Consider the following 19386-nt stretch of genomic DNA (forward strand, 5'->3'; position numbering starts at 1 on the left):
CCTCCTCGGGACTCAGGTTTGACCCTGGGCAACGATCTCGCCACGGCGCCAGAGGATCCACTCGCCCGGCTGGTAGAGCGACCAGGTTTCGTTGTCAGTCAGAGGCTCAGTGGCGATGACGGTCACCACATCGTTCGGCGTGGTCTCGGCCTGGAAGTCGACGGTCAGGTCGGCATCCTTGAGCCGTGCGGGACCGAAAGGCGCACGGCGGGTGATATGAGCGAGCTTGGTCGAGCAGAAACTGAACAGCCAGTCGCCGTCGCTGAGCAGGCAATTGAATACGCCCTTCTGACGGAGTTCGAAGCAGACCTGGACCAATACAGGCAGCAGGATCTCCGCCATCACCGGCCCCGGAAAGGCGCTCCGGACCCGATTCAACAGGTTGCAGAAAGCGGCTTCACTATCGGTATCGCCCACCGGCCAGTAGAACCCCTGGGGCGGCTCGAAGCCCTCCAGTTGGCCGTTATGCGCAAAACACCAGTTGCGCCCCCAGAGCTCCCGCACGAAGGGATGGGTGTTGGACAGGCAGACCTTTCCGACGTTGGCCTGGCGGATGTGGCCGATCACCGTTTCGCTCTTGATCGGATAGCGCTGCACGAGCCGCGCCACCTCGGATTCGACGCTGGCGGCCGGGTCCTGGAACAGCCGCAGCCCGCGGCCTTCATAGAAGCCGATGCCCCAACCGTCACGATGCGGCCCGGTGCCACCTCCGCGCTGCATCAGGCCGGTGAAGCTGAAGACGATATCGGTGGGGACATTGGCGCTCATGCCAAGCAATTCGCACATGGTTCAGGACTCTAGCTTCAAGGCATTCTTCAGTTGTTCGGCTTCACGCTCCAGCCGTGCTTGCAGCCTGTCCCGACCAAACGGCAGGAAACGCGTGAGAGCCCGCCAGAGCAGGCCGACCAGGTCGCCTCGCTCCCGCGGAATCAGGTGCAGGTGCAGATGGGGCACATGCTGGTTGGCGGCCGGGCCGTCGTTGATCAGCAGGTTGATGCCGTGTCTGCCATAGCCGGCCCATTGCAACGCCTTAGCGATCTTGTCGGCGCAGGCCAGCAGGCGCTCGCGGGTATCGACGGAAAGGTCTAATAGGCGGGGAGCATGCTCGCGCGCCACGATGAGCACATGGGCCGGGCGAAGTGGGTAGATGTCGAGAAGCACCAGGAAGTGCTCGTCTTCATACAGCAGGTGAGTCGGCAGTCTGCCGGCGGCGATGGCGCAGAACACGCAGTCCATGGGCGTTCCTTCTGTTGGATGGCTCATGCTGAACGCGTAAGGAAGCGGGCGCAATAGCGCCCGCTGTATCAAAGCCTCGGCTCGATGCGCAAACGACGATCGCCGTTCTCGTCGATGCGGGTATCCACGCCGGGCGCGTGGTCACGCTCCTGCATCATTTCACGCAGCGTGGGCTCACCGTCAGCCTGATCAGCTGCCTGGCGCTCAGCACGGCGGGCCTGGAGCTTGCGCTCGATCGGCCAGCGCAGGCTGGCGAAGACCAGGTAAAGGGTTAGGCCGATGATGCTGTACATGGTCAAGTCCAGCGCGGCCTTCCAGGCGTTGTTGCCGACCTTGAAGAGCAGATCCAGGGCCGTGATGGCGATGGCCGGGGCGAAAAGATCCTTCGCCGGGTCGACGATCGTAGGCGTCAGCAACAGCACCGCCACCAGCAGCCGCAGGGGCTCACGCAACCAACGCCACATCCAGCCGGTCAGGCGGAACCAGACCAACAGGCAGCCGAGTGCGGCGAGTCCGTAGGCGGCCCAGGCGAGGAGATAGTCGTTTTCAGTCATTGGCGTCCGTGGCATGGCTGGCAAAAGGGCGCTTATGATAACGGCTTTTCCTGGCTCCGGCGCCCCCGCCGACGTCCGGAACCTCCCTGCCCTCGAGAGTACACATGCCCGAAGCCCCCATTGCCCGTATCGAACCCGGTGACGACCCCTACCGCTGGTTGGAACAACGTGACGCCCCGGAGGTACTTGCCTACCTGGAAGCAGAGAACGCATGGATGGAGTCCGAACTGGCCGGGCAGGCGGAGCTGCGCGAAAACCTGTTTCAGGAGATCAAGGGCCGCATCCGCGAAACCGACCTGTCGCTGCCCGTGCCATGGGGGCCCTGGCTCTACTACCAGCGCACCACCGCCGGCGACGAATACCCACGCCATTACCGCTGCCCGCGCCCTGCAGACGGCAGCCTGACAATCGACGTCGGCGCAGAGCAGCTGTTGCTGGACCCCAATGAGCTGGCGGCCGGTGGCTTCCTCTCGATCGGTGCCTTCAGCATCAGTCCGAACCACGCCCGCTTGGCATACAGCCTGGATACCAGTGGCGATGAGGTGTATCAACTGTTCGTCAAGGAGCTGGGCAGCGGCGAAATCCATGCCCTGCCCTTCGAGCACTGCGACGGCAGCATGACCTGGGCCAACGACAGCCAGACCCTGTTCTTCGGCGAGCTGGACGAGACCCACCGACCCCATCGCCTGCATCGCCATCGCCTGGGCAGCGCAACCGCCGACGCAATCTTCGAGGAGCGCGACGGTCGATTCTTCCTGAGCTGCTACCGCGCGAGCTCCGAGCGTCAGTTGATCCTGCTGCTGAACAGCAAGACCACTAGCGAGGCGTGGGTGCTGGATGCCGACACGCCAGAGGCTGAGTTCCGCTGCCTGGCGCCACGGGAGGAAGGCCACGAGTATTACGTTGACCACGGCAAGCTGGCAGGCGACTGGCACTGGTTCATCCGCAGCAACCAGACCGGCATCAACTTCGCCCTGTACCGGGCCGCCGAAGCCACACCGACCCGCGAGCATTGGCAAGAGCAGATCGCCCACGACGAGGCGCGGATGCTTGAAGGCGTCAGCCTCAACGTCGGCGCCTTCGTTCTCAGCCTGCGCGAAGGCGGCCTGCCGATCATCGAAGTGCACCCCGAAGGCGCATCCGCCTACCCTGTCCAGCTGCCGGATGCTGCCTACAGCCTTTACGTCCAGGACAGCTTGGAGTTCGACAGCCCGGTGATCCGCCTGCGCTACGAGGCGCTCAATCGCCCGGCGCAAGTGCGTCAGCTGGAACTGGTTGGCGGCGCTCAGCTGGTGCTCAAGGAAACTCCGGTCGAAGGTCCCTTCGATGCCGACGCCTACGTCAGTCAGCGCCTCTGGGCGACCGCCGTCGATGGCACGCGCATCCCCATCAGCCTGGTCGCTCGACGCGAAGTGCTGGGCACGCCCGCGCCGCTTTACCTCTATGGCTACGGTGCCTACGGCGAGAGCCTCGACCCCTGGTTTTCCCATGCCCGCCTGAGCCTGCTGGAGCGCGGTTTCGTCTTCGCCATCGCGCACGTCCGCGGCGGCGGTGAGTTGGGCGAGGCCTGGTACCGTGCGGGCAAGCTGGAGAACAAGACCAATACATTCGGCGACTTCATCGCCTGTGCCGAACATCTGATCGCCCGGGGCTACACCACTGCTGCCCAGTTGGCAGTAAGCGGTGGAAGTGCAGGCGGCCTGCTCATCGGCGCGGTGCTCAACCAGCGCCCTGAGCTGTTCGCTGCCGCCATCGCCGAGGTGCCTTTCGTCGACACCCTCAACACCATGCAGAACCCCGACCTGCCCTTGACTGTCACCGAGTATGACGAATGGGGCGACCCAGCCGAACCGGATGTTTTCGAGCGGATTCGCGCTTACGCCCCCTATGAGAACGTACGCGCCCAGGCCTATCCGGCCCTGCTGGTGGTGGCCGGCTACAACGACAGCCGGGTGCAGTACTGGGAAGCTGCCAAATGGGTGGCCAAGCTGCGCGCGACTCGGACCGATGATCACCCGCTGCTGCTCAAGACCGACCTCGGCGCCGGTCATGGTGGCATGAGCGGCCGCTACCAGGCACTGCGCGATGTGGCCCTGGAATACGCCTTCCTGATCAAGGTACTGGGGCTGCCGGAACGCTGATCAGGGGTTGCCGGTAGAGGTCCCCAGCCCTTTGCTATTGCGCTCCTGGCGCTCCTCCAACAGCGGGATAGAGCTGTCCCGCTGCTCCAGGGAGTCGTTCAGTCGACGCAGGTTCTGGGAGTCGTTCTTGAGCATGGGGGGATTGCCACGTTGGGGGGCCGGCGTCATCACGGTGCGCGGCGTCACCTTCGGGAACGGCTGAGGCGTTGCGCTACCGGGCCTCGCCCCCGGCACCGACACTGGCTGCTGCGCCTGGGCGATGCCCACCATCAGCGCCACGAACGCCAGCGCACAACGAGTGGATTGCTTGACCACAAGCCGACTCCCGAGCGTTGAACTTTTGTTCAGTCTAGGCCCGCCATCCAGATTCTTAGCGGCCAAGCGACGGGTAGCCTGCGATCTGCCGAGCGGGGTCTAGACTTTCTTCAGAACCCGGTCGTTGGAGCACAGTGAATGGGCAGCGATAAGCCGACATCCTCTCCGAGCAAGCTGGACAGGCTGCTCGAAGAAGAGCGCAAGCGTCGTGAGCACAGTTACCGCGAGCAGGCGCTGAAGCTCTACCCCTGGGTTTGTGGCCGTTGCGGTCGCGAATTCAGCGGCAAGCGCTTGAGTGAACTCACCGTCCACCATCGCGACCACAACCATGACAACAATCCACCCGACGGTTCCAACTGGGAGCTGCTCTGCCTTTACTGCCATGACAACGAGCACTCCCGCTACACCGATCAGCAATGGCACAGTGAAGAACAACCCGGTGCCCGCCCGGCCCCGCGCACCACCTACAAGGCCTTCGCCGCCATCGGCGACCTGTTGAAGAGCAAGGAATAGCCTGGTAACTGGCCGTTCGGTAAACGACCGTTGAAGAACGCAGGCGAGGCAGGCAAGACAAGGCAGAAACGGTCGAAAAGCGGAGTTTGCGTGCTGTATATGAACCTTTGAGACGCCGCGTCCCGGACCGGTTTTAACGCAGCATTGCCAACGCAGGCAGTTTTCCAACGGCCTGCAAACGGATCCGCAAGGAGATCACAATGAAGATCCTGATGGTACTGACCTCCCACGACCGCCTGGGCGACACTGGCCACAAGACCGGTTTCTGGCTAGAGGAATTCGCCGCGCCCTACTTTGCGTTCCGCGATGCCGGCGCCGAGGTGGTGCTCGCCTCGCCTCGAGGCGGCAAGCCGCCGCTCGATCCGAAAAGCGATGACCCGGCCGCGCAGACCGAGGCCACGCACCGTTTCAACGAGGATGACGAAGCCCGTCGAGCACTGGCCAATACCTTGAGGCTCGACACACTGGTGCCGTCCGATTTCGACGCCGTGTTCTATCCCGGCGGCCATGGCCCGCTCTGGGACCTGGTCGACGACCCCCACTCCATCGTGATGATCGAATCGCTCTACGCCGCGGGCAAACCTGTAGGCGCCGTGTGTCATGCCCCGGCCGTCCTGCTCAACGCCAAGGCCCCGGACGGCGCGCCGCTGGTGCAGGGCAACGCCGTGACCGGATTTGCGAACTCGGAGGAAATCGCGGTGGGGCTGGCAGAGGTGGTGCCCTTCCTGCTCGAGGACGAGCTCAAGGCCCAGGGCGGCCACTATTCCAAGGTGGCAGACTGGCAGCCGCACGTGGTGGCTGACGGCAACCTGGTGACCGGTCAGAACCCTGCTTCATCCGAACCTGCGGCCGCGGCCTTGCTGGAGTTGCTGAACCGGTAATGACACAGCAGATCCAGATAGCCTTTGTAGGAGCGAACTTGCTTGCAAACGGGCGCGGTTGGTTGCCTTCGCGAGCAAGCTCGCTCCTACGAGGAGTCGTACGACCAGGTATTGCGCGGTTTACCGCAGCAGCTTGGTTCCCAGCACTTCGGAGCTGCCGCCGATCAGGTTCTCGCTGATCTGGATGAAATCCTTGGTGCTGGCCTTGTCCAGGCGCATCAGGCCGCGGGTGACATCGTCCACCGAATGTTTGCCATCGGTCTTCAGGCGGATTTCCTTGTCCAGGTCCTGCAACAGCAGCACCGCGCGTGCAGTGAGCGGCCCGCTGGCATGCTCATCGCGCAGGGACTCGACCTTGCGGCTCCACTGCCCCAACTGCTTGCGGATCAGCGCATAGCGATCGTCGCTGAGGCCACCGGCGCGGCGCATCAACTCGATGGCGTAGTACTCAGCGATGCCTTCGCTGATCCAGTCGCTGCGGTCTGTATCCCGGATACGGCTGAACACATGGACCAGCTCATGCAACAGTGAGCTGGTTCCGTTCTCGCTCACCAGCGGCCGCGCCGAATGCATGAAGAAGGAATTAGGTGCAGACAGCCCGCCTCTCCACATGGGGTCGTTGGCGCCGACGATAAGCAACTTGCCCGGCTCACGCGGGAAAATCTCCTGTGCATGGGGCCAGACGAAGGTCAACAGCGTCAGGATGTCCATACGGCGCATCCCCTCACCGACCGGCGCGCTGACGGTGACGTCGGTATTGCCCAGGGTGGCACGCCGACTGCCAAGCTTGCCGGCCAGAATCCAGCCAGTGGGGCGATCGAAGAGTCGCTCAGGGTTATCAATGCGAAAGCGGTTCTTGCCGATCCGCGGCCATCCGGTTTCGACCGCCTTCCAATCCTTGGGCAGCTCGACGGTCATGCGGGAGACCAACTCGTTGCCCTCGACCAGGTCCAACCGGGCACTGGGCACCAGGTCATCGCCGCGCAGCAGGGCCCAATCAGGCGTCATGCGGGCGTCGAAGCGACCGTCTTCGCGCGGGTGGCTGATCCGCACCCGGTAACTCAGGCTGGCCTTGCCGGCAGCAGGCGTCCAGGTGCCGTGGCCTAGGTCTTCTTGCTGCCAGCTCCCGGTAGCCTTGAAGTCGCTGTAATAGCCCTTGTCACCAAGGTCGAAGCGGAGGTGACGCACCGCTTCCCCTTGCTCCAGAGTCAGGCTGACTTCGGCCTGGTCGCTCTCCGGCAAAAAACGAACCTGATAGTCGAGATCGACCCGCTTGGCCGCCAGTAGTGGCGCACTCAGAGTCAGCAAGGCAGTGGATAGCAGCAACTGGCGAGGGGCGAACATCGAGGAAGGTTTCCTTAAGGACATGACGGTCAATCCCTGAGACTCGGTTGGCGGCGGTTTGATCCCTGGGCGGAATCAGCCCGCGCGAAAAATCAGGTAATCCTCCCAATCGTCTTCCGCGACGCTGTTTTCGCTCAGCATCCGTCCAGACTGGGAGATGCCCGCCTTGTGCACCGCTTCTGGGTCATTGCAGACCAGTGGATGCCAAGGCGGCAGGTCTTTGCCCTCGGCCACGAGGCGGTAACCGCAGCTAGGCGGCAGCCAGCGGAACTCATCAGCCTGGGCCGGCGTCAGCTGGATGCAATCGGCGACGAACTGGCGGCGGTTCGCGTAGTTGGTGCAGCGGCAGGTATTGAGGTCAAGCAGCTTGCAGGCGACGCGCGTGTAATAAACGCTGCCATCGTCCTCATCCTCAAGCTTCTGCAGGCAGCAGAGGCCGCAGCCATCGCAGAGGGATTCCCACTCCTCCTGATCGAGCTGGTCGAGGGTCTTGCGCTTCCAGAAGGGTTCTACTTTGGCGGCCATGGCATGAGGACAAGGATAAAGGGGCGCGTAGTCTAGTCGTGCCGAGGGTACGGGCCAAGCATAGCTGACCGTTGGTTACGGATGACCGGACAACTCCATCACGGAACTGGAACTACCCTGTAGGAGCCAGCTTGCTGGCGAATGCCGTGGGTGCGGGCTTCGCCAGCAGGCTCCCTCCTACGACGGAGTCTGTCGCTCAATAACCACGCTTGAAATCCACCGTGCCCCGCAGGGGCTCAGCGGCATGGAACCGACGCAGGTTATCGATGAACAACCGTGCCATGGCGCTAGGCAAGGTGGGCGCCGAGCTATGGCCGGTCAGCAGCAGGTTGGGTGCTGTCCAGAAGGGATGCCAGGTGGGCAAGGGCTCTTCGCGGCATACGTCGATCACCGCGCCGGCCAGTTGTCCCGCCTCCAGTGCCGCCACCAAGTCGGCATCCACTACCGCGACACCGCGGCCTGCATTGATGAACAGCGCGCTCGGACTCATCCGGGCAAATAGTGCGGCGTCATAGACATCGCGGGTTGCCGGCGTGTCCGGCAACAGGTTGACGAGGTAGTCCGCCCAGCCAGCCTGCTCGGCAAGGGCGTCCAAGCTGTGGACCTGCTCGAAAGGCTCCTGCGGACGCGATTCGCGGGTGATGCCGTGCAGCTCGACCCCGAACGGTGCAAGAAAACCCGCCACGCTCTGGCCGATATCACCGCTGCCGACGATCAGAACTCGCTTGCCCTCCAGGCTGCTGGGCAGGCGGTTGTCCCAACGCTTCTCACCCTGGCTGGCAACCCGTGACAGCAATTGCCGCTCATGGGCGAGGATGTAACCAAGCACATATTCCGCCATCACCTGACCGAAAATGCCCACAGCCCGGCTCAGCCGATAGTCGTGCGGGAGGTCGGCAGCCAGCAGTGGGGTGATGCCGGCCCAGGTCGACTGGGCCCAGTCAGGCTTGCAGCCGTTGCGCAGCAGCTGGGCAAGCAAGTCCGGCTCCCCCAGCCAGACCGGGCATTGCCCGGCAATAGCGAGCAGGTGCTCGACCTCGCGCCCCGCATGTAGCTGCAAGCCGGGCTCCGCTGCCCGTAACAGGTCGGCGTAGAGCGCAAAGTCGTCTTCGGCGATCAGGACATTCATCAGATTGGGTCGTTCATCCGCAGCAGTTCTTCCGGCAGGTGCTCGATGTACTCCTCCTCACCCGGCGGCATCTGCAGGTGGAAGCCCTGCTTCTCGATATTCTCCAGCACCTTGGCAATATCCTCGCGGGCCAGATTGCGCTCGGGCGTAAGCACCAGGTCGAAGGCATGCACGGGAGCACCGAAAGCGGTCAGCAGCGCTTCAGGCACCCGGGACAGGGCTTCGCTCCTGTCGACGTACAGGTACATCTCATTCTTGCGCGGACTTTTATAGATGGAGCAGATTCGTTTCATGTTCAGGCTCGCGGGGCATACCGTGCCATTTGGCACGGCGAAGTCAATCATTGGTTTGAAGCAGCCAGCGTATCCAGCAACGCCTGCCCCATCAGCTCACGGCGCCAGCCCTTCAGGGCATCGGGCAACTGATAGGGTCCGTTGGGGAAACCCGTCTTGAGCAAGGCCTCGAGATGTTTCTTGCGCAGCATCAGCTCAGGTGCCATGCCCAGCCGCTCAGCCTCGGCCTGGCCGACCGCACGCAGTGTCTTCAGCAAGCCCGACGCCTCTGGCGGCAACGGCTCAGGAATGGCCTCCGGCCAGTCGGCCGGTGGCGTTTCGGCAGCCTCTCGGATCAATTTAAGCAACGTATTGCCGTCCTGGCGCACTGTGCGCGGGTGCATATCGTCGATGCGTGCCAAGGCCACCAGGTTATCCGGTTGGAACCGCGCAAGGGGCCATAACGAGTGTTCACGCAGTATGCGGTTGCGTGGCATATCACGCAGGCGAGCCTCGATCTCACGCCAGGCGCAGAGTTCGCGGAGCACGGCGAGCTGGGCGCGGGACAGTTTCCAGGCGAGCTTCGCTTCGCGATACAGCTCCTCGGGCACTACTTCTCGGCGCAGGTTGGCGACTAGTTCGGCGCCATCCTCCAGAATCCACGACAGTTTTGGCTCTACCAGGCGAGGAGCCAGGGCTGCATAGAGCTCCGCCAGATGCTGGGCGTCTTCGGCGGCATAGCGCACCTGCATCTCGGTCAGTGGACGCTGCAGCCAGTCGGAACGGGTTTCGTCCTTCGGCAGGTCGATGCCCAGGACACTCTGCACCAGGCGCGAGTAGCCCATCGAATAGCCGATGCCGAGGTAGCCCGCGGCCAGCTGGGTATCCAGCAAGGGTTGCGGCAAGGCTCCCGTCAGGCGCAGGAAGACCTCCAGATCTTCGCTGCAGGCATGCAGTACCTTGAGCACGGCGCTGTTTTCCAGCAGCCTGGCGAAAGGAGTCCAGTCGCCGATCAGCAGAGGGTCGATCAGGTAGGCCCGCTTGCCGTCTCCGACCTGGATCAGACCGGCCTTCGGGTAGAAGGTGTCGACCCGCATGAACTCGGTGTCCAGGGCCACGAAAGGCAGGCGCTGCCACTCGGCGCAATAGCTCGCCAGTTCAGCGTCGTCGCGTATCCAGGTAATGTCGATAGCCACAGGGCTCTCCTTGAATCAATGGCGCGCAGTATATATCGACCCTGGCAATTGCTGAGCATTCGCGGCTTGCCGCATTTTCTTGCGCTCCCTATCCTGCGCGCGCCTTATCCGACAAGATCCATAAAAGGGAATGCCATGAAGAAGCTTCTGGGCCTGATCGGCCTCCTCGCCGCCGCCCTGGCGATCTACCTCGCCGTCACCCCCAGCCCCATCGACCCGCTGGCCTGGCAGGCACCTCAGGCACCACTGATGACCGGCCCCCTCGAGCCCAACGACACCTTGATGAAGGCCGACCTACTGGCCAAGGGGCAGATCCACGGACCGGAAGATACCGCCGTCGACGCACAGGGCCGCACCTATGCCAGCCTGCACGACGGGCGGATCGTGCGCATCACCGCCGACGGCACTCCGGAAACCTTCGTCGAAACCGGCGGACGCCCGCTGGGCATGGACTTCGATGCCGCAGGCAACCTGATCGTTGCAGATGCATACAAAGGCCTCCTGCGCCTTGCCCAGAGCGGGAAAATCCAGGTCCTGGCCACCGAAGCCGACGGCGTGCCATTCCGCTTCACCAATGACCTGGATATCGCCCGCGACGGTCGCATCTACTTCACCGACGCCTCCAGCAAGTTCCAGCAGCCGGACTACCTGCTCGACCTGCTCGAAGCCCGGCCGCACGGCCGCCTGCTGCGCTTCGATCCGGCGACTGGCAAGACCGAAGTACTGCTCAAGAACCTCTACTTTGCCAACGGTGTGGCGCTGTCGGCCAAGGAAGACTTCGTACTGGTCAACGAGACCTACCGCTACCGAATCACCCGCTTTTGGCTGAGCGGCGAGAAGGCGGGCACCCAGGACGTGTTCATCGACAACCTGCCGGGCCTTCCGGACAACCTGCAGGGTGACCGCCAGGGCACCTTCTGGGTCGCCCTGCCCTCACCACGCAAGGCCGACGCCGACTTCCTGCACACCCAGCCGTGGCTGAAAGCCCAGCTCGCCAAGCTTCCGCGCATGTTCTGGCCCAAGCCGGTTACCTACGGCCTGGTGCTGGCCATCGATGAAAACGGGCAGATCACCCAGAGCCTCCACGACGCCAGCGGCAGCCACCTACGCATGATCACCTCAGCCAAACCCGTGGGCGATTACCTCTATATGGGCAGCCTGGACAACGACCGGATCGGGCGGCTGAAGATTCATTGAGACCCATCGTAGGAGCGGGCCTGCTCGCGAAGAGCCCTGCGCTAGCGTATTCGCGAGCAGGCCCGCTCCTAGAGGTCTTACAGGTCCACGCGACTTCGATCGCGCCGGTCCTTATGATGTCGGGAATCATCGATTAGCCCCGCCCGCAGCGACCAGCACGGACCCGCCCCATGGACAAGAAAGACCTGCAGATACTGAGCCTCCTGCAGCAGGACGCATCGATCTCCCTCGCCGACCTCGCGGAGGCCGTGAACCTTTCCCCCACACCCTGCTGGCGTCGCCTGCAGCGGCTGCGCGAAACAGGCGTTATCCAGAAGCAGGTGGTGCTCTGCGACCCCGAACAGCTGCAACTGGGCGTCACAGTCTTCGTCACCGTTCGCACCAGCCGCCACAGCGATGACTGGACCCGGCAGTTCGTCGAGGGCACGCGCGCGATACCCGAGATCGTCGAGATCTACCGCATGAGCGGCGACATCGACTATCTGCTGAAGATCGTCGTCCCCGACATCAAGGGCTACGACGCTGTCTACAAACGGCTGATTCGCGTCGCGGACCTGTCGGATGTCAGCGCCGGTTTCTCCATGGAAGTGATCAAGCACACCACGGCCCTGCCGATGGGTCACCTGAGCCAGAGCTGACGACGCTGCATGACGCCTCTCCATCGCCGATCAGGCTATTTGATCAGCGCAAGACAGGTGTGCAGGAAAATATTTCCTCTAGATATCAGTCCCGTAGGATAATTTTCTATTGGCTCGCCTTGCTCCTGCTATGAACGCAAACTTTTTCTCACGATACTTGCGTAAGGTTTGCCCTATCAGAGCGCCTGCGTACAACCCGCCACAAAGCGCTCGAATCAAGACTTTGCGGGCATGAGGAACACCCAGGTGGACGACCGGAAACTTCATATTGAAACACTGCTGGCCCATGAGGGCCGCGAGCGGGGCCAGATCGGCGGCACCGTCAACACCCCGGTCTACCGTGCCTCCACGCTGCTGTTCCCCACTGTCGAAACGCTGCACGCACAACACGGCACGCTCAATACCTACGGCCGTCACGGCAACCCCACAACCCGCTCACTGGAGCAGGCGCTCTGCCAGCTGGAGGGCGCCTATGGCGCCATGCTCACGCCCAGCGGCCTGAGCGCGCTGACCACCGCCCTGCTGGCAACGCTGCAACCAGGCGACCACCTGCTGATGACCGATTCGGTCTATGACCCGACGCGAGCCTTCTGCGACGAAACCCTGAAGCGCTTCGGCATAGAAACCACCTACTACGATCCGCTAATCGGCGCCGGCATCGCCGACCTGATCCGACCCAATACCCGCGTGGTCTTCGTCGAATCTCCCGGCTCCTTGACCTTCGAGGTTCAGGATATACCGGCTATTGCTGACGCGGCTCACGCTCGTGGAGCCCTGGTCATGCTCGACAACACCTGGGGCACTCCCGCGCATTTCCCATCCTTCAAGCACGGCGTCGACATTTCGATCCACGCGGCCACCAAGTACATCGTCGGCCATTCCGACGTGTTGATGGGCGTGATCATGACCACCGAGGCGCTCTACCCGCGTATCCGTGGCTTCTACAAGCAACTGGGCCTTTCGGTCAGCGCCGATGACGCCTACCTGGCACTTCGCGGCCTGCGCACCCTGTCGACGCGCCTGGAACGCCACCAGCGCAACGCCCATGCCGTGGCCGAATGGCTGTCCGCTCAGCCGGAGGTGGAGCGTCTGCTTTACCCAGCGCTACCTGGCGCTCCGGGCCACGACATCTGGAAGCGCGACTTCACCGGCGCTTGTGGCCTGTTCGGTGTGGTGTTCAAACCCATCACCGAATCCGCCATTCGCGCCATGCTGAATGACATGCAATTGTTCGGCATGGGCTTCAGCTGGGGCGGCTTCGAAAGCCTGATCCTGCTCACCCGACCGAGTTCGCATCGCACCGCCACCACCTGGAATGCAGAAGGTCCACTAGTGCGACTGCACGTCGGCCTGGAACATCCCGACGACCTCATTGCCGACCTCGAAGCCGGTTTTCAGCGCCTGCGTGCAGCGCGCGACTGAGCAATCCCGCGGGTAAGAGCATGCGCAGCAACGCGACTTACGCTGCGCACCTCCCTATGATGTTGGTTACGGTCAACTTCCCGACAAGGAACACACCATGTCGCTCGCGCAACTCATCAGCCCTGAACAGCTCAACGCCCGCCTGCATGAACCCGGCCTGGTCGTCCTCGACTGCCGTTTTGCACTCGAGGACCCCGCCTATGGCCAGCGCAGCTACGCCGAGAGCCACGTCCCCGGCGCGCTCTTTGCTGACCTGGAGCATGATCTCTCCGGTCCGGTAAACAAGGGCGTAACCGGCCGACATCCCCTGCCCGCCGCCACAGAACTCGTCGAGAAGCTGCGCACCTGGGGCGTTAGCGCCGACAGCAACATCGTCCTGTATGACGATGGCCCTGGCGCCTTCGCCGCCCGCGCCTGGTGGCTGCTGGCCTGGTTGGGCAAACGGGACGGGGTATTCCTCCTCGATGGGGGACTGAAGGCCTGGCGTGATGCCGGTCTGTCGCTGACTGCCGTGCCGCCGACCATCAAAGCAGGCGACTTCCAAGGCGAACCGGATGCCAGCCTGCTGGTGGACGCACAAGGCCTGCAAAGCCTACTTGGCCAAAGCGACCTGACCTTGCTGGACGCCCGCGCACTGCCACGCTTCAAGGGCGAAGTCGAACCCATCGACCCGGTGGCCGGGCATATCCCCGGAGCGCAATGCGCCGTCTTCACCGACAACCTGGGCACAGACGGCCGGTTCCTGCCCGCCGCGCAGCTCAAGCGACGCTTCGCCGCCCTGCTTGGAGAGCGCCCGGCTGACGATCTCGTGGCCTACTGTGGCTCTGGCGTAACCGCCTGCCACAACCTCTTCGCCCTTAGCCTGGCCGGCTACCCCCTGGCGCGCCTGTATGCCGGCTCCTGGAGTGAGTGGATCACCGATCCGTCCCGCCCGATGGCGAAGGGTGACTGAGCCTGCACCAGGTCCCTGGCATCTGTGTGGGTGCGAATTTATTCGCAAAGCAGGCCAGAAGCCTGCCATGTGTTCCGCGGGACCGCTGCGCGGCCCATTGCGAATAAATTCGCACCCACAAGCGTTCCTGCCCATAAAGCACAGCCAGCTATATAGACAATAACCAAAAGCCTGAAACGGTTTAAAAACAGTCCTTTACAGCCGACATATCGCACTAGACTTGAAATTGAGCGGCTAACCCCGCTCCCGGCGGGGCCTTCACGATAACGATGAGAAGCTGCCAAACGCCCCGGTCCCGCCGGCAATCTCCGCGAGGGCTATATGGGAATTGCCGCCAGCGACCTCTGTGAACTAGTCATCCGTCCGACGCTCCTCTACCTGCGCCGCCCCTCCCCTACCGCCGAAGCCCTGTTACTGGGCGCCGCTGCCTGTCAGTCGGCGCTCGGCAGTGCACTCGACGACAAACTCGGCCGTGGCCTTTATCGCATCAGCGATGAACGCCACCAATGCCTCTGGGACCAGCACTTGGCGCACGACCCCGACCTGGCGAGCCAGGTGCGCGGCCTGGCCAGCCAGCACGCGTTCCTCGCCGCACCGCACCTCGAGCTCACGGTCAACCTCCGCTATGCCACGGCCATTGCCTGGATGCTGGTGGAGTCGAGCATCCTGGTCATGCCCGCCGCCGATGACCTGATCGGCATGGCCATGGTCTGGCGCCAGGTATTTCGCCCGGACGGAAGCCCCCGGGAGTTCCTCGATGCCTGGCGGGATCATGTCAGCGGGCTGAGCCGCGTAGCGTGAAATCGTTCACTGACCGATCAGTCAGAAAAGCATTCACTCTGGCGAAATACACGATCGAAGAAGATAACTACGTTTTTGTCCTACAATCCAACATGATTACGTAGATTGGCTACAAACTCCGAGCTGGAAAGGGCCTGCGAATCCTGTTAGCGTGCCGCCCCTTTCGCGACACCGCTCAGGAGTTAACCGTGATCAATCGCGCCCTCAAAACCGGCCTCACCCTCGCGATCGGGGCCGCCTCCAGCTACAGCCTGGCCTCTGGATTCGCCATCAACGAGCAGAGTGTGAGCGGCATGGGCACAGCCTTCGCAGGCCGCTCCTCCTCGGCCGATGACGCCACCATGGTATTCGGTAACCCGGCCGGCATGTCCCGCCTCAAGCGCGAACAGATCAGCGCCGGTGCAGCAATGATCTATGCTCGCACCGACATCGACGATGCCCGCAGCACCTCGGTGGCAGCAACGACGGCGATATGGTGCCGGCTGTGGCGGCGCCCATGGGTTATTACGTCAAACCGCTGGATGACAAATGGAGCTTCGGCCTTGGCATGTACGTGCCGTTCGGCCTGATCACCGACTACGAAACCGGCTACGCAGGCCGCTACTACGGCGACCGCAGCGAAGTCCGCGTGATCACCCTGCAGCCGACCATCAGCTACCGCATCAACGATCAACTGTCAGTCGGCTTTGGCCCCACCATCAACCGCATTGACGGCGAACTGACCTCCTCGGTCCTCAACCCGCTGTCCCCCGGTCGCAACGACGGCAAGGTGAAGGTCAAGGGCGATGACACCGCGCTCGGCTTCAATGCCGGAGTGCTGTTCGAGCTGGACGAGAAAACTCGCTTCGGACTGACCTACCACTCCAAAGTGGACTACACGCTCCAGGGGGACACCACCGTCTCCGGTAGCGGTCCAGTGCTCGGCAGCTCGGCTGGCAAGTACGATGCTTCGCTGGACCTGGAGACGCCAGAGTCGGTCGACTTCTCGATAACCCACGAACTCAATGACGCGTGGACCCTCTATGCCGGCAGCACCTGGACCCGCTGGAGCCGCCTGAAAGAGATCAAGGTCGAGAACGAAGGCTTACGCGGTCTGCTGGCCCCGGCCCTCGGCACCATTACCGAAGAACAGGAATGGCGTGACACCTGGGCCTACGCCGTGGGCACAGCGTACAAGCTGAACCCGCAATGGACCTTGCGTGCGGGCCTCGCAATCGACCAGTCACCGACTCGAAACGAGTTCCGTTCGCCGCGTATTCCCACCGACGATCGCAAGATCTTCAGCCTGGGTGCCGCCTGGAGCCCAAGCGACGATGTGACCGTCGACGTCGCCTATTCCTACCTGAAGGAAGACGACGCCGACATCAACCAGACCAGCCCGGGCAAACTGCGCTACAGCTCCACCTTCAAGAACAGCGCCCACGGCTTGGGCGCCCAGGTGACCTTTCGTTTCTGATTCGAGGCATCACCCACAAAAAGCCCGGACTGCTCCGGGCTATTTTTTATTTCGCTGTCAGGGTTTGCTGGCCAAGGCCCGTTCAACGGCCTCGATCAAGTCTGGATCATCCGGCTTGGTCAGGCTGGAGAAGTGGGCAATCACCTTGCCTTGGCGATCCACCACGTACTTGTAGAAGTTCCAGCGCGGCGACTGTCCAGACTGGCTGATCAGCTCCTTGTAGAGCGGTATCGCCTCGTCGCCGGTGACATGCTGCGGCTGGGTCATGGCAAAGGTCACGCCATAGTTCACGTAGCAGACCTTGGCGGTTTCAGCGGTGTCAGCGGCCTCCTGCTTGAAGTCGTCGGAAGGCACCCCGAGCACCTCCAAGCCGTGCTCCTTGTAGCGCTTGTAGAGCGCTTCCAGCCCCTTGAACTGCGGCGTGAAGCCGCAGTGGCTGGCAGTATTGACGATCAGCAATGGCTTGCCCGCAAAGCGCTGGCACAGGTCGATGGTTTCCTTCGAGCGCAATTGCGGCAACTGATGTTGCAGCAAGCTCGGACATTCGGCGGCCAGGGCCTGCCCCCCGAATAGCGCCAGGGCCAGGGATAACACTGGCAATGCTCTCATGGTGAATTCCTGTTCGATCGATCCGCTTACGCTACCCCTGGCACAGTCAGCCGACAATCATGGCTTCAGCAAAGGCTCATACCCAGTTGTAATAGAGCCAGGCCGCCCTGCTGCCAGCCCCACCAACCGAGCGCCAGCATCAGGGCGAACAACCCCGCGCCCAGAGCCCAGGCCAGGTTCCGGTTCATACGGCTCCGGCCGTCTGCAACCGAGCCACCGGCTGCTCGCGTACCGGCCAGTTCAGAATGGCGGCCATCAGGCTGAGAAAGATGGATATTTGCCATACCAGTTGGTAACTACCCGTTTGGTCATAAAGGTAACCGCCCAGCCAACCGCCGAGGAAGGCGCCCAACTGGTGGAAGAGGAACACGATACCACCAAGCATGGACAGGTTACGGACACCGAACAACGTTGCCACGGTGCCATTGGTCAGCGGCACAGTGGAAAGCCAGAGCAGCCCCATGGCCATGCCGAAGGCGTATGCACTCCAGATGCTGAGAGGCGAATAGACGAAGGCGACAATTACCACGCCGCGCAGCAGATACAGCACAGTCAGCAGCTTGGGTTTGGAAAAACGTCCACCCAGCCAACCGGCGATATAAGTTCCGAACACGTTGAACAGCCCCACCAGCGCCAGCAGCGTGGTACCGACCTGGGCAGGCAGATGCTGGTCCACCAGATAGGCCGGCAGATGCACACCGATGAACACTACCTGGAAGCCACAGACGAAGAAGCCCAGCGCCAGCAGCCAGAAACCGGGATGCGCAGTCGCCTCGCGCAATGCCTGACCCAGGGTCTGCTCGTGGGCCTGGGGTGGCAGCGGATTGTCCTTGAGCAGCCCGACCAGCGGAACGATCAACGCCACCAGCAAGCCCAGCGCCAGCAGGGCCGAAGACCAGCCCAACCAGCCAATCAGCCCCAGGGTGCCCGGCAGCATGGCGAACTGGCCGAAAGAACCCGCTGCACTGGCGACACCCATTGCCATGCTGCGCTTCTCCATTGGCACCGCGCGGCCCACCACACCGAGAATCACCGAAAAGGAGGTCCCTGACAGACCGATGCCGATCAACAGGCCGGCGCTCAGCGAGAGCGACAAGGCTGAGTCCGAGAATCCCATCAACACCAGACCAACGGCATAGAGCACGCCGCCAACCACGACGGTCCTGGCTGCGCCAAAGCGGTCCGCCAGCGCACCGGTAAAGGGCTGCGCCAGCCCCCAGATCAGGTTCTGCAGGGCAATGGCGAAGGCGAACACTTCACGCCCCCAGCCAAACTCCGCACTCATCGGCGCCAGGAACAGACCGAAGCCGTGCCGGATGCCCAGCGATAGTGCCAGGATCATCGATGCACCAAGAAGAATCCATCCACTGGTACGCCATACCGAAGTCATAAGAGGTTCCTTTGCGGGTAGATACCCGCTTTATCGCGAAATAATCAGTCGAGATGTTCCAGATCATCCAGCAGCGCCATCAGCGCCGCACGCTTTTCCGCCCCGATCCGCTGTGCCAACTGCGCTTGCACATGCTCCCAAGCCACCGATGCCTGAGCCAGGACATCTCGACCCGTTACGGTCAGGGACACCAGGCGATTGCGCTGGTCCTCCCCGCCTTCGAGCAGCACCAGCCCCTTACCCTCCAGCACCCTCAGGTTTCGCCCTAGCGTGCTCCGGTCCAGGCCCATGGCTTCAGCCAGGCTGGTGATGCTTGGCTGATCGAGGCGCGAGAGGTTCTTCAACAGCGAATACTGGGCGGCATTGAGCCCAATGCTGGCAAGGGCTTCGTCATAGAGCCGATTCACATTGCGTGTGGCACGGCGCAGTTTTGTGCAGAGGCATTGGGTCGGCAACATGAGTGCGTGTATATACCCGCAGTTGGTTTCGGGTCAACGGGAAGTTGTGTCGGGTGATGGGCGGCATGGTCTCAATCAGCGTATTCGCGCATGCCCCAGGAGCATTCCGAACTGGACTGAGCGCCACGATTGGGCTTTCCCAGGAATCGAAGGAAGGATCATGGAGAGACTTGAGTTCGCCAGGCAGTTGAGGTCGCAGCAGACGGATGCGGAGCAGAAGCGCTGGCAGCATTTGCGCGCAAAGCTATTGCAGGGATTGAGGTTCCGCCGGCAGAAGCCGATGGTGGCCAGCATCTGGAAAGCGGCGAAAGAGGCGTTTCCTGACTGACCACAGCCCTCTCGCCTGGCCCCTATCTC

22 protein-coding genes and 1 pseudogene are annotated in these 19386 nt (G+C 62.6%); 10 read left to right on the forward strand and 13 right to left on the reverse strand.

Annotation, left to right across the window (positions count from 1 at the left end; genetic code table 11):
* Positions 1 to 12 precede the first annotated feature (12 nt).
* The 3 genes from OXH74_RS22325 to OXH74_RS22335 all read right to left on the reverse strand — a co-directional run bounded on the left by OXH74_RS22325 (position 13) and on the right by OXH74_RS22335 (position 1790).
* A complete protein-coding gene (locus tag OXH74_RS22325; RefSeq protein WP_375738909.1) occupies positions 13 to 786 on the reverse strand; it encodes a class II glutamine amidotransferase in 774 nt (257 codons plus the stop codon).
* A 3-nt stretch (positions 787 to 789) separates the two neighbouring features.
* Positions 790 to 1236, reverse strand: coding sequence for an HIT family protein (locus tag OXH74_RS22330; RefSeq protein ID WP_375738910.1), 447 nt, complete (start codon positions 1234 to 1236; stop codon positions 790 to 792).
* A 68-nt stretch (positions 1237 to 1304) separates the two neighbouring features.
* Positions 1305 to 1790 carry an MFS transporter gene (locus OXH74_RS22335; RefSeq protein ID WP_375738911.1) on the reverse strand — a complete coding sequence of 162 codons (486 nt, stop codon included), beginning with the start codon at positions 1788 to 1790 and terminating at the stop codon, positions 1305 to 1307.
* A 104-nt stretch (positions 1791 to 1894) separates the two neighbouring features.
* On the opposite strand from OXH74_RS22335, the gene OXH74_RS22340 reads away from it, so the two are divergent.
* Positions 1895 to 3931, forward strand: a complete 2037-nt coding sequence (locus tag OXH74_RS22340) for a S9 family peptidase (protein ID WP_375738912.1) — start codon at positions 1895 to 1897, stop codon at positions 3929 to 3931.
* Here the strand turns inward: OXH74_RS22340 and OXH74_RS22345 are convergent, their stop codons facing one another.
* Entirely contained in the window at positions 3932 to 4246 is a 315-nt protein-coding gene (locus OXH74_RS22345; protein WP_375738913.1) for a hypothetical protein, read from the reverse strand.
* Between the two features lie 138 nt (positions 4247 to 4384).
* On the opposite strand from OXH74_RS22345, the gene OXH74_RS22350 reads away from it, so the two are divergent.
* Positions 4385 to 4759, forward strand: a complete 375-nt coding sequence (locus OXH74_RS22350; RefSeq protein ID WP_215375409.1) for a YajD family HNH nuclease — start codon at positions 4385 to 4387, stop codon at positions 4757 to 4759.
* A 200-nt stretch (positions 4760 to 4959) separates the two neighbouring features.
* Positions 4960 to 5640, forward strand: coding sequence for a type 1 glutamine amidotransferase domain-containing protein (locus tag OXH74_RS22355; protein WP_375738914.1), 681 nt, complete (start codon positions 4960 to 4962; stop codon positions 5638 to 5640).
* A gap of 120 nt (positions 5641 to 5760) precedes the next feature.
* Here OXH74_RS22355 and OXH74_RS22360 read toward each other — a convergent pair whose 3' ends face one another.
* The 5 genes from OXH74_RS22360 to rnd all read right to left on the reverse strand — a co-directional run bounded on the left by OXH74_RS22360 (position 5761) and on the right by rnd (position 10106).
* Entirely contained in the window at positions 5761 to 6984 is a 1224-nt protein-coding gene (locus tag OXH74_RS22360; protein WP_375738915.1) for a hypothetical protein, read from the reverse strand.
* Between the two features lie 75 nt (positions 6985 to 7059).
* Positions 7060 to 7509, reverse strand: a complete 450-nt coding sequence (locus OXH74_RS22365; RefSeq protein WP_375738916.1) for a YcgN family cysteine cluster protein — start codon at positions 7507 to 7509, stop codon at positions 7060 to 7062.
* Positions 7510 to 7705: 196 nt separating this feature from the next.
* A complete protein-coding gene (locus OXH74_RS22370; protein WP_375738917.1) occupies positions 7706 to 8638 on the reverse strand; it encodes a D-2-hydroxyacid dehydrogenase in 933 nt (310 codons plus the stop codon).
* The gene (locus OXH74_RS22375) at positions 8638 to 8931 is read right to left on the reverse strand and encodes a YcgL domain-containing protein (protein WP_375738918.1); all 294 of its coding nucleotides are present in this window, start codon (positions 8929 to 8931) and stop codon (positions 8638 to 8640) included. Before OXH74_RS22375 ends, OXH74_RS22370 begins: the two co-directional genes overlap by 1 nt.
* A gap of 47 nt (positions 8932 to 8978) precedes the next feature.
* The gene (rnd, locus tag OXH74_RS22380) at positions 8979 to 10106 is read right to left on the reverse strand and encodes a ribonuclease D (RefSeq protein WP_375738919.1); all 1128 of its coding nucleotides are present in this window, start codon (positions 10104 to 10106) and stop codon (positions 8979 to 8981) included.
* Positions 10107 to 10241: 135 nt separating this feature from the next.
* On the opposite strand from rnd, the gene OXH74_RS22385 reads away from it, so the two are divergent.
* From OXH74_RS22385 to OXH74_RS22410, 6 genes and pseudogenes are all read left to right on the forward strand, one after another.
* The gene (locus OXH74_RS22385) at positions 10242 to 11303 is read left to right on the forward strand and encodes an SMP-30/gluconolactonase/LRE family protein (protein ID WP_375738920.1); all 1062 of its coding nucleotides are present in this window, start codon (positions 10242 to 10244) and stop codon (positions 11301 to 11303) included.
* A gap of 170 nt (positions 11304 to 11473) precedes the next feature.
* A complete protein-coding gene (locus OXH74_RS22390) occupies positions 11474 to 11941 on the forward strand; it encodes an Lrp/AsnC family transcriptional regulator (protein WP_375738921.1) in 468 nt (155 codons plus the stop codon).
* A 246-nt stretch (positions 11942 to 12187) separates the two neighbouring features.
* Complete coding sequence (gene metC / locus OXH74_RS22395; RefSeq protein WP_375738922.1) at positions 12188 to 13363, forward strand: cystathionine beta-lyase; 1176 nt, start codon at positions 12188 to 12190, stop codon at positions 13361 to 13363.
* Between the two features lie 97 nt (positions 13364 to 13460).
* Positions 13461 to 14315, forward strand: a complete 855-nt coding sequence (locus tag OXH74_RS22400) for a sulfurtransferase (protein ID WP_375738923.1) — start codon at positions 13461 to 13463, stop codon at positions 14313 to 14315.
* Between the two features lie 321 nt (positions 14316 to 14636).
* Positions 14637 to 15116 carry a hypothetical protein gene (locus tag OXH74_RS22405; protein ID WP_215375385.1) on the forward strand — a complete coding sequence of 160 codons (480 nt, stop codon included), beginning with the start codon at positions 14637 to 14639 and terminating at the stop codon, positions 15114 to 15116.
* A 191-nt stretch (positions 15117 to 15307) separates the two neighbouring features.
* A pseudogene (locus OXH74_RS22410) lies at positions 15308 to 16572 on the forward strand (OmpP1/FadL family transporter).
* A 57-nt stretch (positions 16573 to 16629) separates the two neighbouring features.
* Here the strand turns inward: OXH74_RS22410 and OXH74_RS22415 are convergent.
* The 4 genes from OXH74_RS22415 to OXH74_RS22430 form a co-directional block, all read right to left on the reverse strand.
* Positions 16630 to 17181: a glutathione peroxidase gene (locus OXH74_RS22415; protein WP_375738924.1), complete on the reverse strand. Its 552-nt coding sequence runs from the start codon at positions 17179 to 17181 to the stop codon at positions 16630 to 16632.
* Between the two features lie 65 nt (positions 17182 to 17246).
* Entirely contained in the window at positions 17247 to 17369 is a 123-nt protein-coding gene (locus OXH74_RS22420) for a hypothetical protein (RefSeq protein ID WP_375738925.1), read from the reverse strand.
* A complete protein-coding gene (locus OXH74_RS22425; RefSeq protein WP_375738926.1) occupies positions 17366 to 18571 on the reverse strand; it encodes an MFS transporter in 1206 nt (401 codons plus the stop codon). Before OXH74_RS22425 ends, OXH74_RS22420 begins: the two co-directional genes overlap by 4 nt.
* A 44-nt stretch (positions 18572 to 18615) precedes the next feature.
* Positions 18616 to 19029, reverse strand: a complete 414-nt coding sequence (locus tag OXH74_RS22430; RefSeq protein ID WP_375738927.1) for a MarR family winged helix-turn-helix transcriptional regulator — start codon at positions 19027 to 19029, stop codon at positions 18616 to 18618.
* A gap of 160 nt (positions 19030 to 19189) precedes the next feature.
* Between OXH74_RS22430 and OXH74_RS22435 the strand changes: the two genes are divergently transcribed.
* A complete protein-coding gene (locus tag OXH74_RS22435) occupies positions 19190 to 19357 on the forward strand; it encodes a DUF559 domain-containing protein (RefSeq protein ID WP_375738928.1) in 168 nt (55 codons plus the stop codon).
* The last annotated feature ends 29 nt before the right edge of the window (positions 19358 to 19386 follow it).

This window comes from Metapseudomonas boanensis, from assembly GCF_042232855.1.
GTDB lineage: Bacteria > Pseudomonadota > Gammaproteobacteria > Pseudomonadales > Pseudomonadaceae > Metapseudomonas > Metapseudomonas boanensis.

What these genes read in the sequence shown, in the direction of transcription:
- OXH74_RS22435 (WP_375738928.1), top strand. Translation starts at nt 19,190, where the DNA reads ATGGAGAGACTTGAGTTCGCCAGGCAGTTGAGGTCGCAGCAGACGGAT.
- OXH74_RS22390 (WP_375738921.1), top strand. Translation starts at nt 11,474, where the DNA reads ATGGACAAGAAAGACCTGCAGATACTGAGCCTCCTGCAGCAGGACGCA.
- OXH74_RS22325 (WP_375738909.1), bottom strand. Translation starts at nt 786, where the DNA reads ATGTGCGAATTGCTTGGCATGAGCGCCAATGTCCCCACCGATATCGTC.
- OXH74_RS22430 (WP_375738927.1), bottom strand. Translation starts at nt 19,029, where the DNA reads ATGTTGCCGACCCAATGCCTCTGCACAAAACTGCGCCGTGCCACACGC.
- OXH74_RS22340 (WP_375738912.1), top strand. Translation starts at nt 1,895, where the DNA reads ATGCCCGAAGCCCCCATTGCCCGTATCGAACCCGGTGACGACCCCTAC.
- OXH74_RS22370 (WP_375738917.1), bottom strand. Translation starts at nt 8,638, where the DNA reads ATGAATGTCCTGATCGCCGAAGACGACTTTGCGCTCTACGCCGACCTG.
- OXH74_RS22425 (WP_375738926.1), bottom strand. Translation starts at nt 18,571, where the DNA reads ATGACTTCGGTATGGCGTACCAGTGGATGGATTCTTCTTGGTGCATCG.
- OXH74_RS22400 (WP_375738923.1), top strand. Translation starts at nt 13,461, where the DNA reads ATGTCGCTCGCGCAACTCATCAGCCCTGAACAGCTCAACGCCCGCCTG.
- OXH74_RS22405 (WP_215375385.1), top strand. Translation starts at nt 14,637, where the DNA reads ATGGGAATTGCCGCCAGCGACCTCTGTGAACTAGTCATCCGTCCGACG.
- OXH74_RS22375 (WP_375738918.1), bottom strand. Translation starts at nt 8,931, where the DNA reads ATGAAACGAATCTGCTCCATCTATAAAAGTCCGCGCAAGAATGAGATG.
- OXH74_RS22420 (WP_375738925.1), bottom strand. Translation starts at nt 17,369, where the DNA reads ATGAACCGGAACCTGGCCTGGGCTCTGGGCGCGGGGTTGTTCGCCCTG.
- OXH74_RS22360 (WP_375738915.1), bottom strand. Translation starts at nt 6,984, where the DNA reads ATGTTCGCCCCTCGCCAGTTGCTGCTATCCACTGCCTTGCTGACTCTG.
- OXH74_RS22385 (WP_375738920.1), top strand. Translation starts at nt 10,242, where the DNA reads ATGAAGAAGCTTCTGGGCCTGATCGGCCTCCTCGCCGCCGCCCTGGCG.
- OXH74_RS22350 (WP_215375409.1), top strand. Translation starts at nt 4,385, where the DNA reads ATGGGCAGCGATAAGCCGACATCCTCTCCGAGCAAGCTGGACAGGCTG.
- OXH74_RS22330 (WP_375738910.1), bottom strand. Translation starts at nt 1,236, where the DNA reads ATGGACTGCGTGTTCTGCGCCATCGCCGCCGGCAGACTGCCGACTCAC.
- OXH74_RS22415 (WP_375738924.1), bottom strand. Translation starts at nt 17,181, where the DNA reads ATGAGAGCATTGCCAGTGTTATCCCTGGCCCTGGCGCTATTCGGGGGG.
- OXH74_RS22365 (WP_375738916.1), bottom strand. Translation starts at nt 7,509, where the DNA reads ATGGCCGCCAAAGTAGAACCCTTCTGGAAGCGCAAGACCCTCGACCAG.
- OXH74_RS22335 (WP_375738911.1), bottom strand. Translation starts at nt 1,790, where the DNA reads ATGACTGAAAACGACTATCTCCTCGCCTGGGCCGCCTACGGACTCGCC.
- OXH74_RS22355 (WP_375738914.1), top strand. Translation starts at nt 4,960, where the DNA reads ATGAAGATCCTGATGGTACTGACCTCCCACGACCGCCTGGGCGACACT.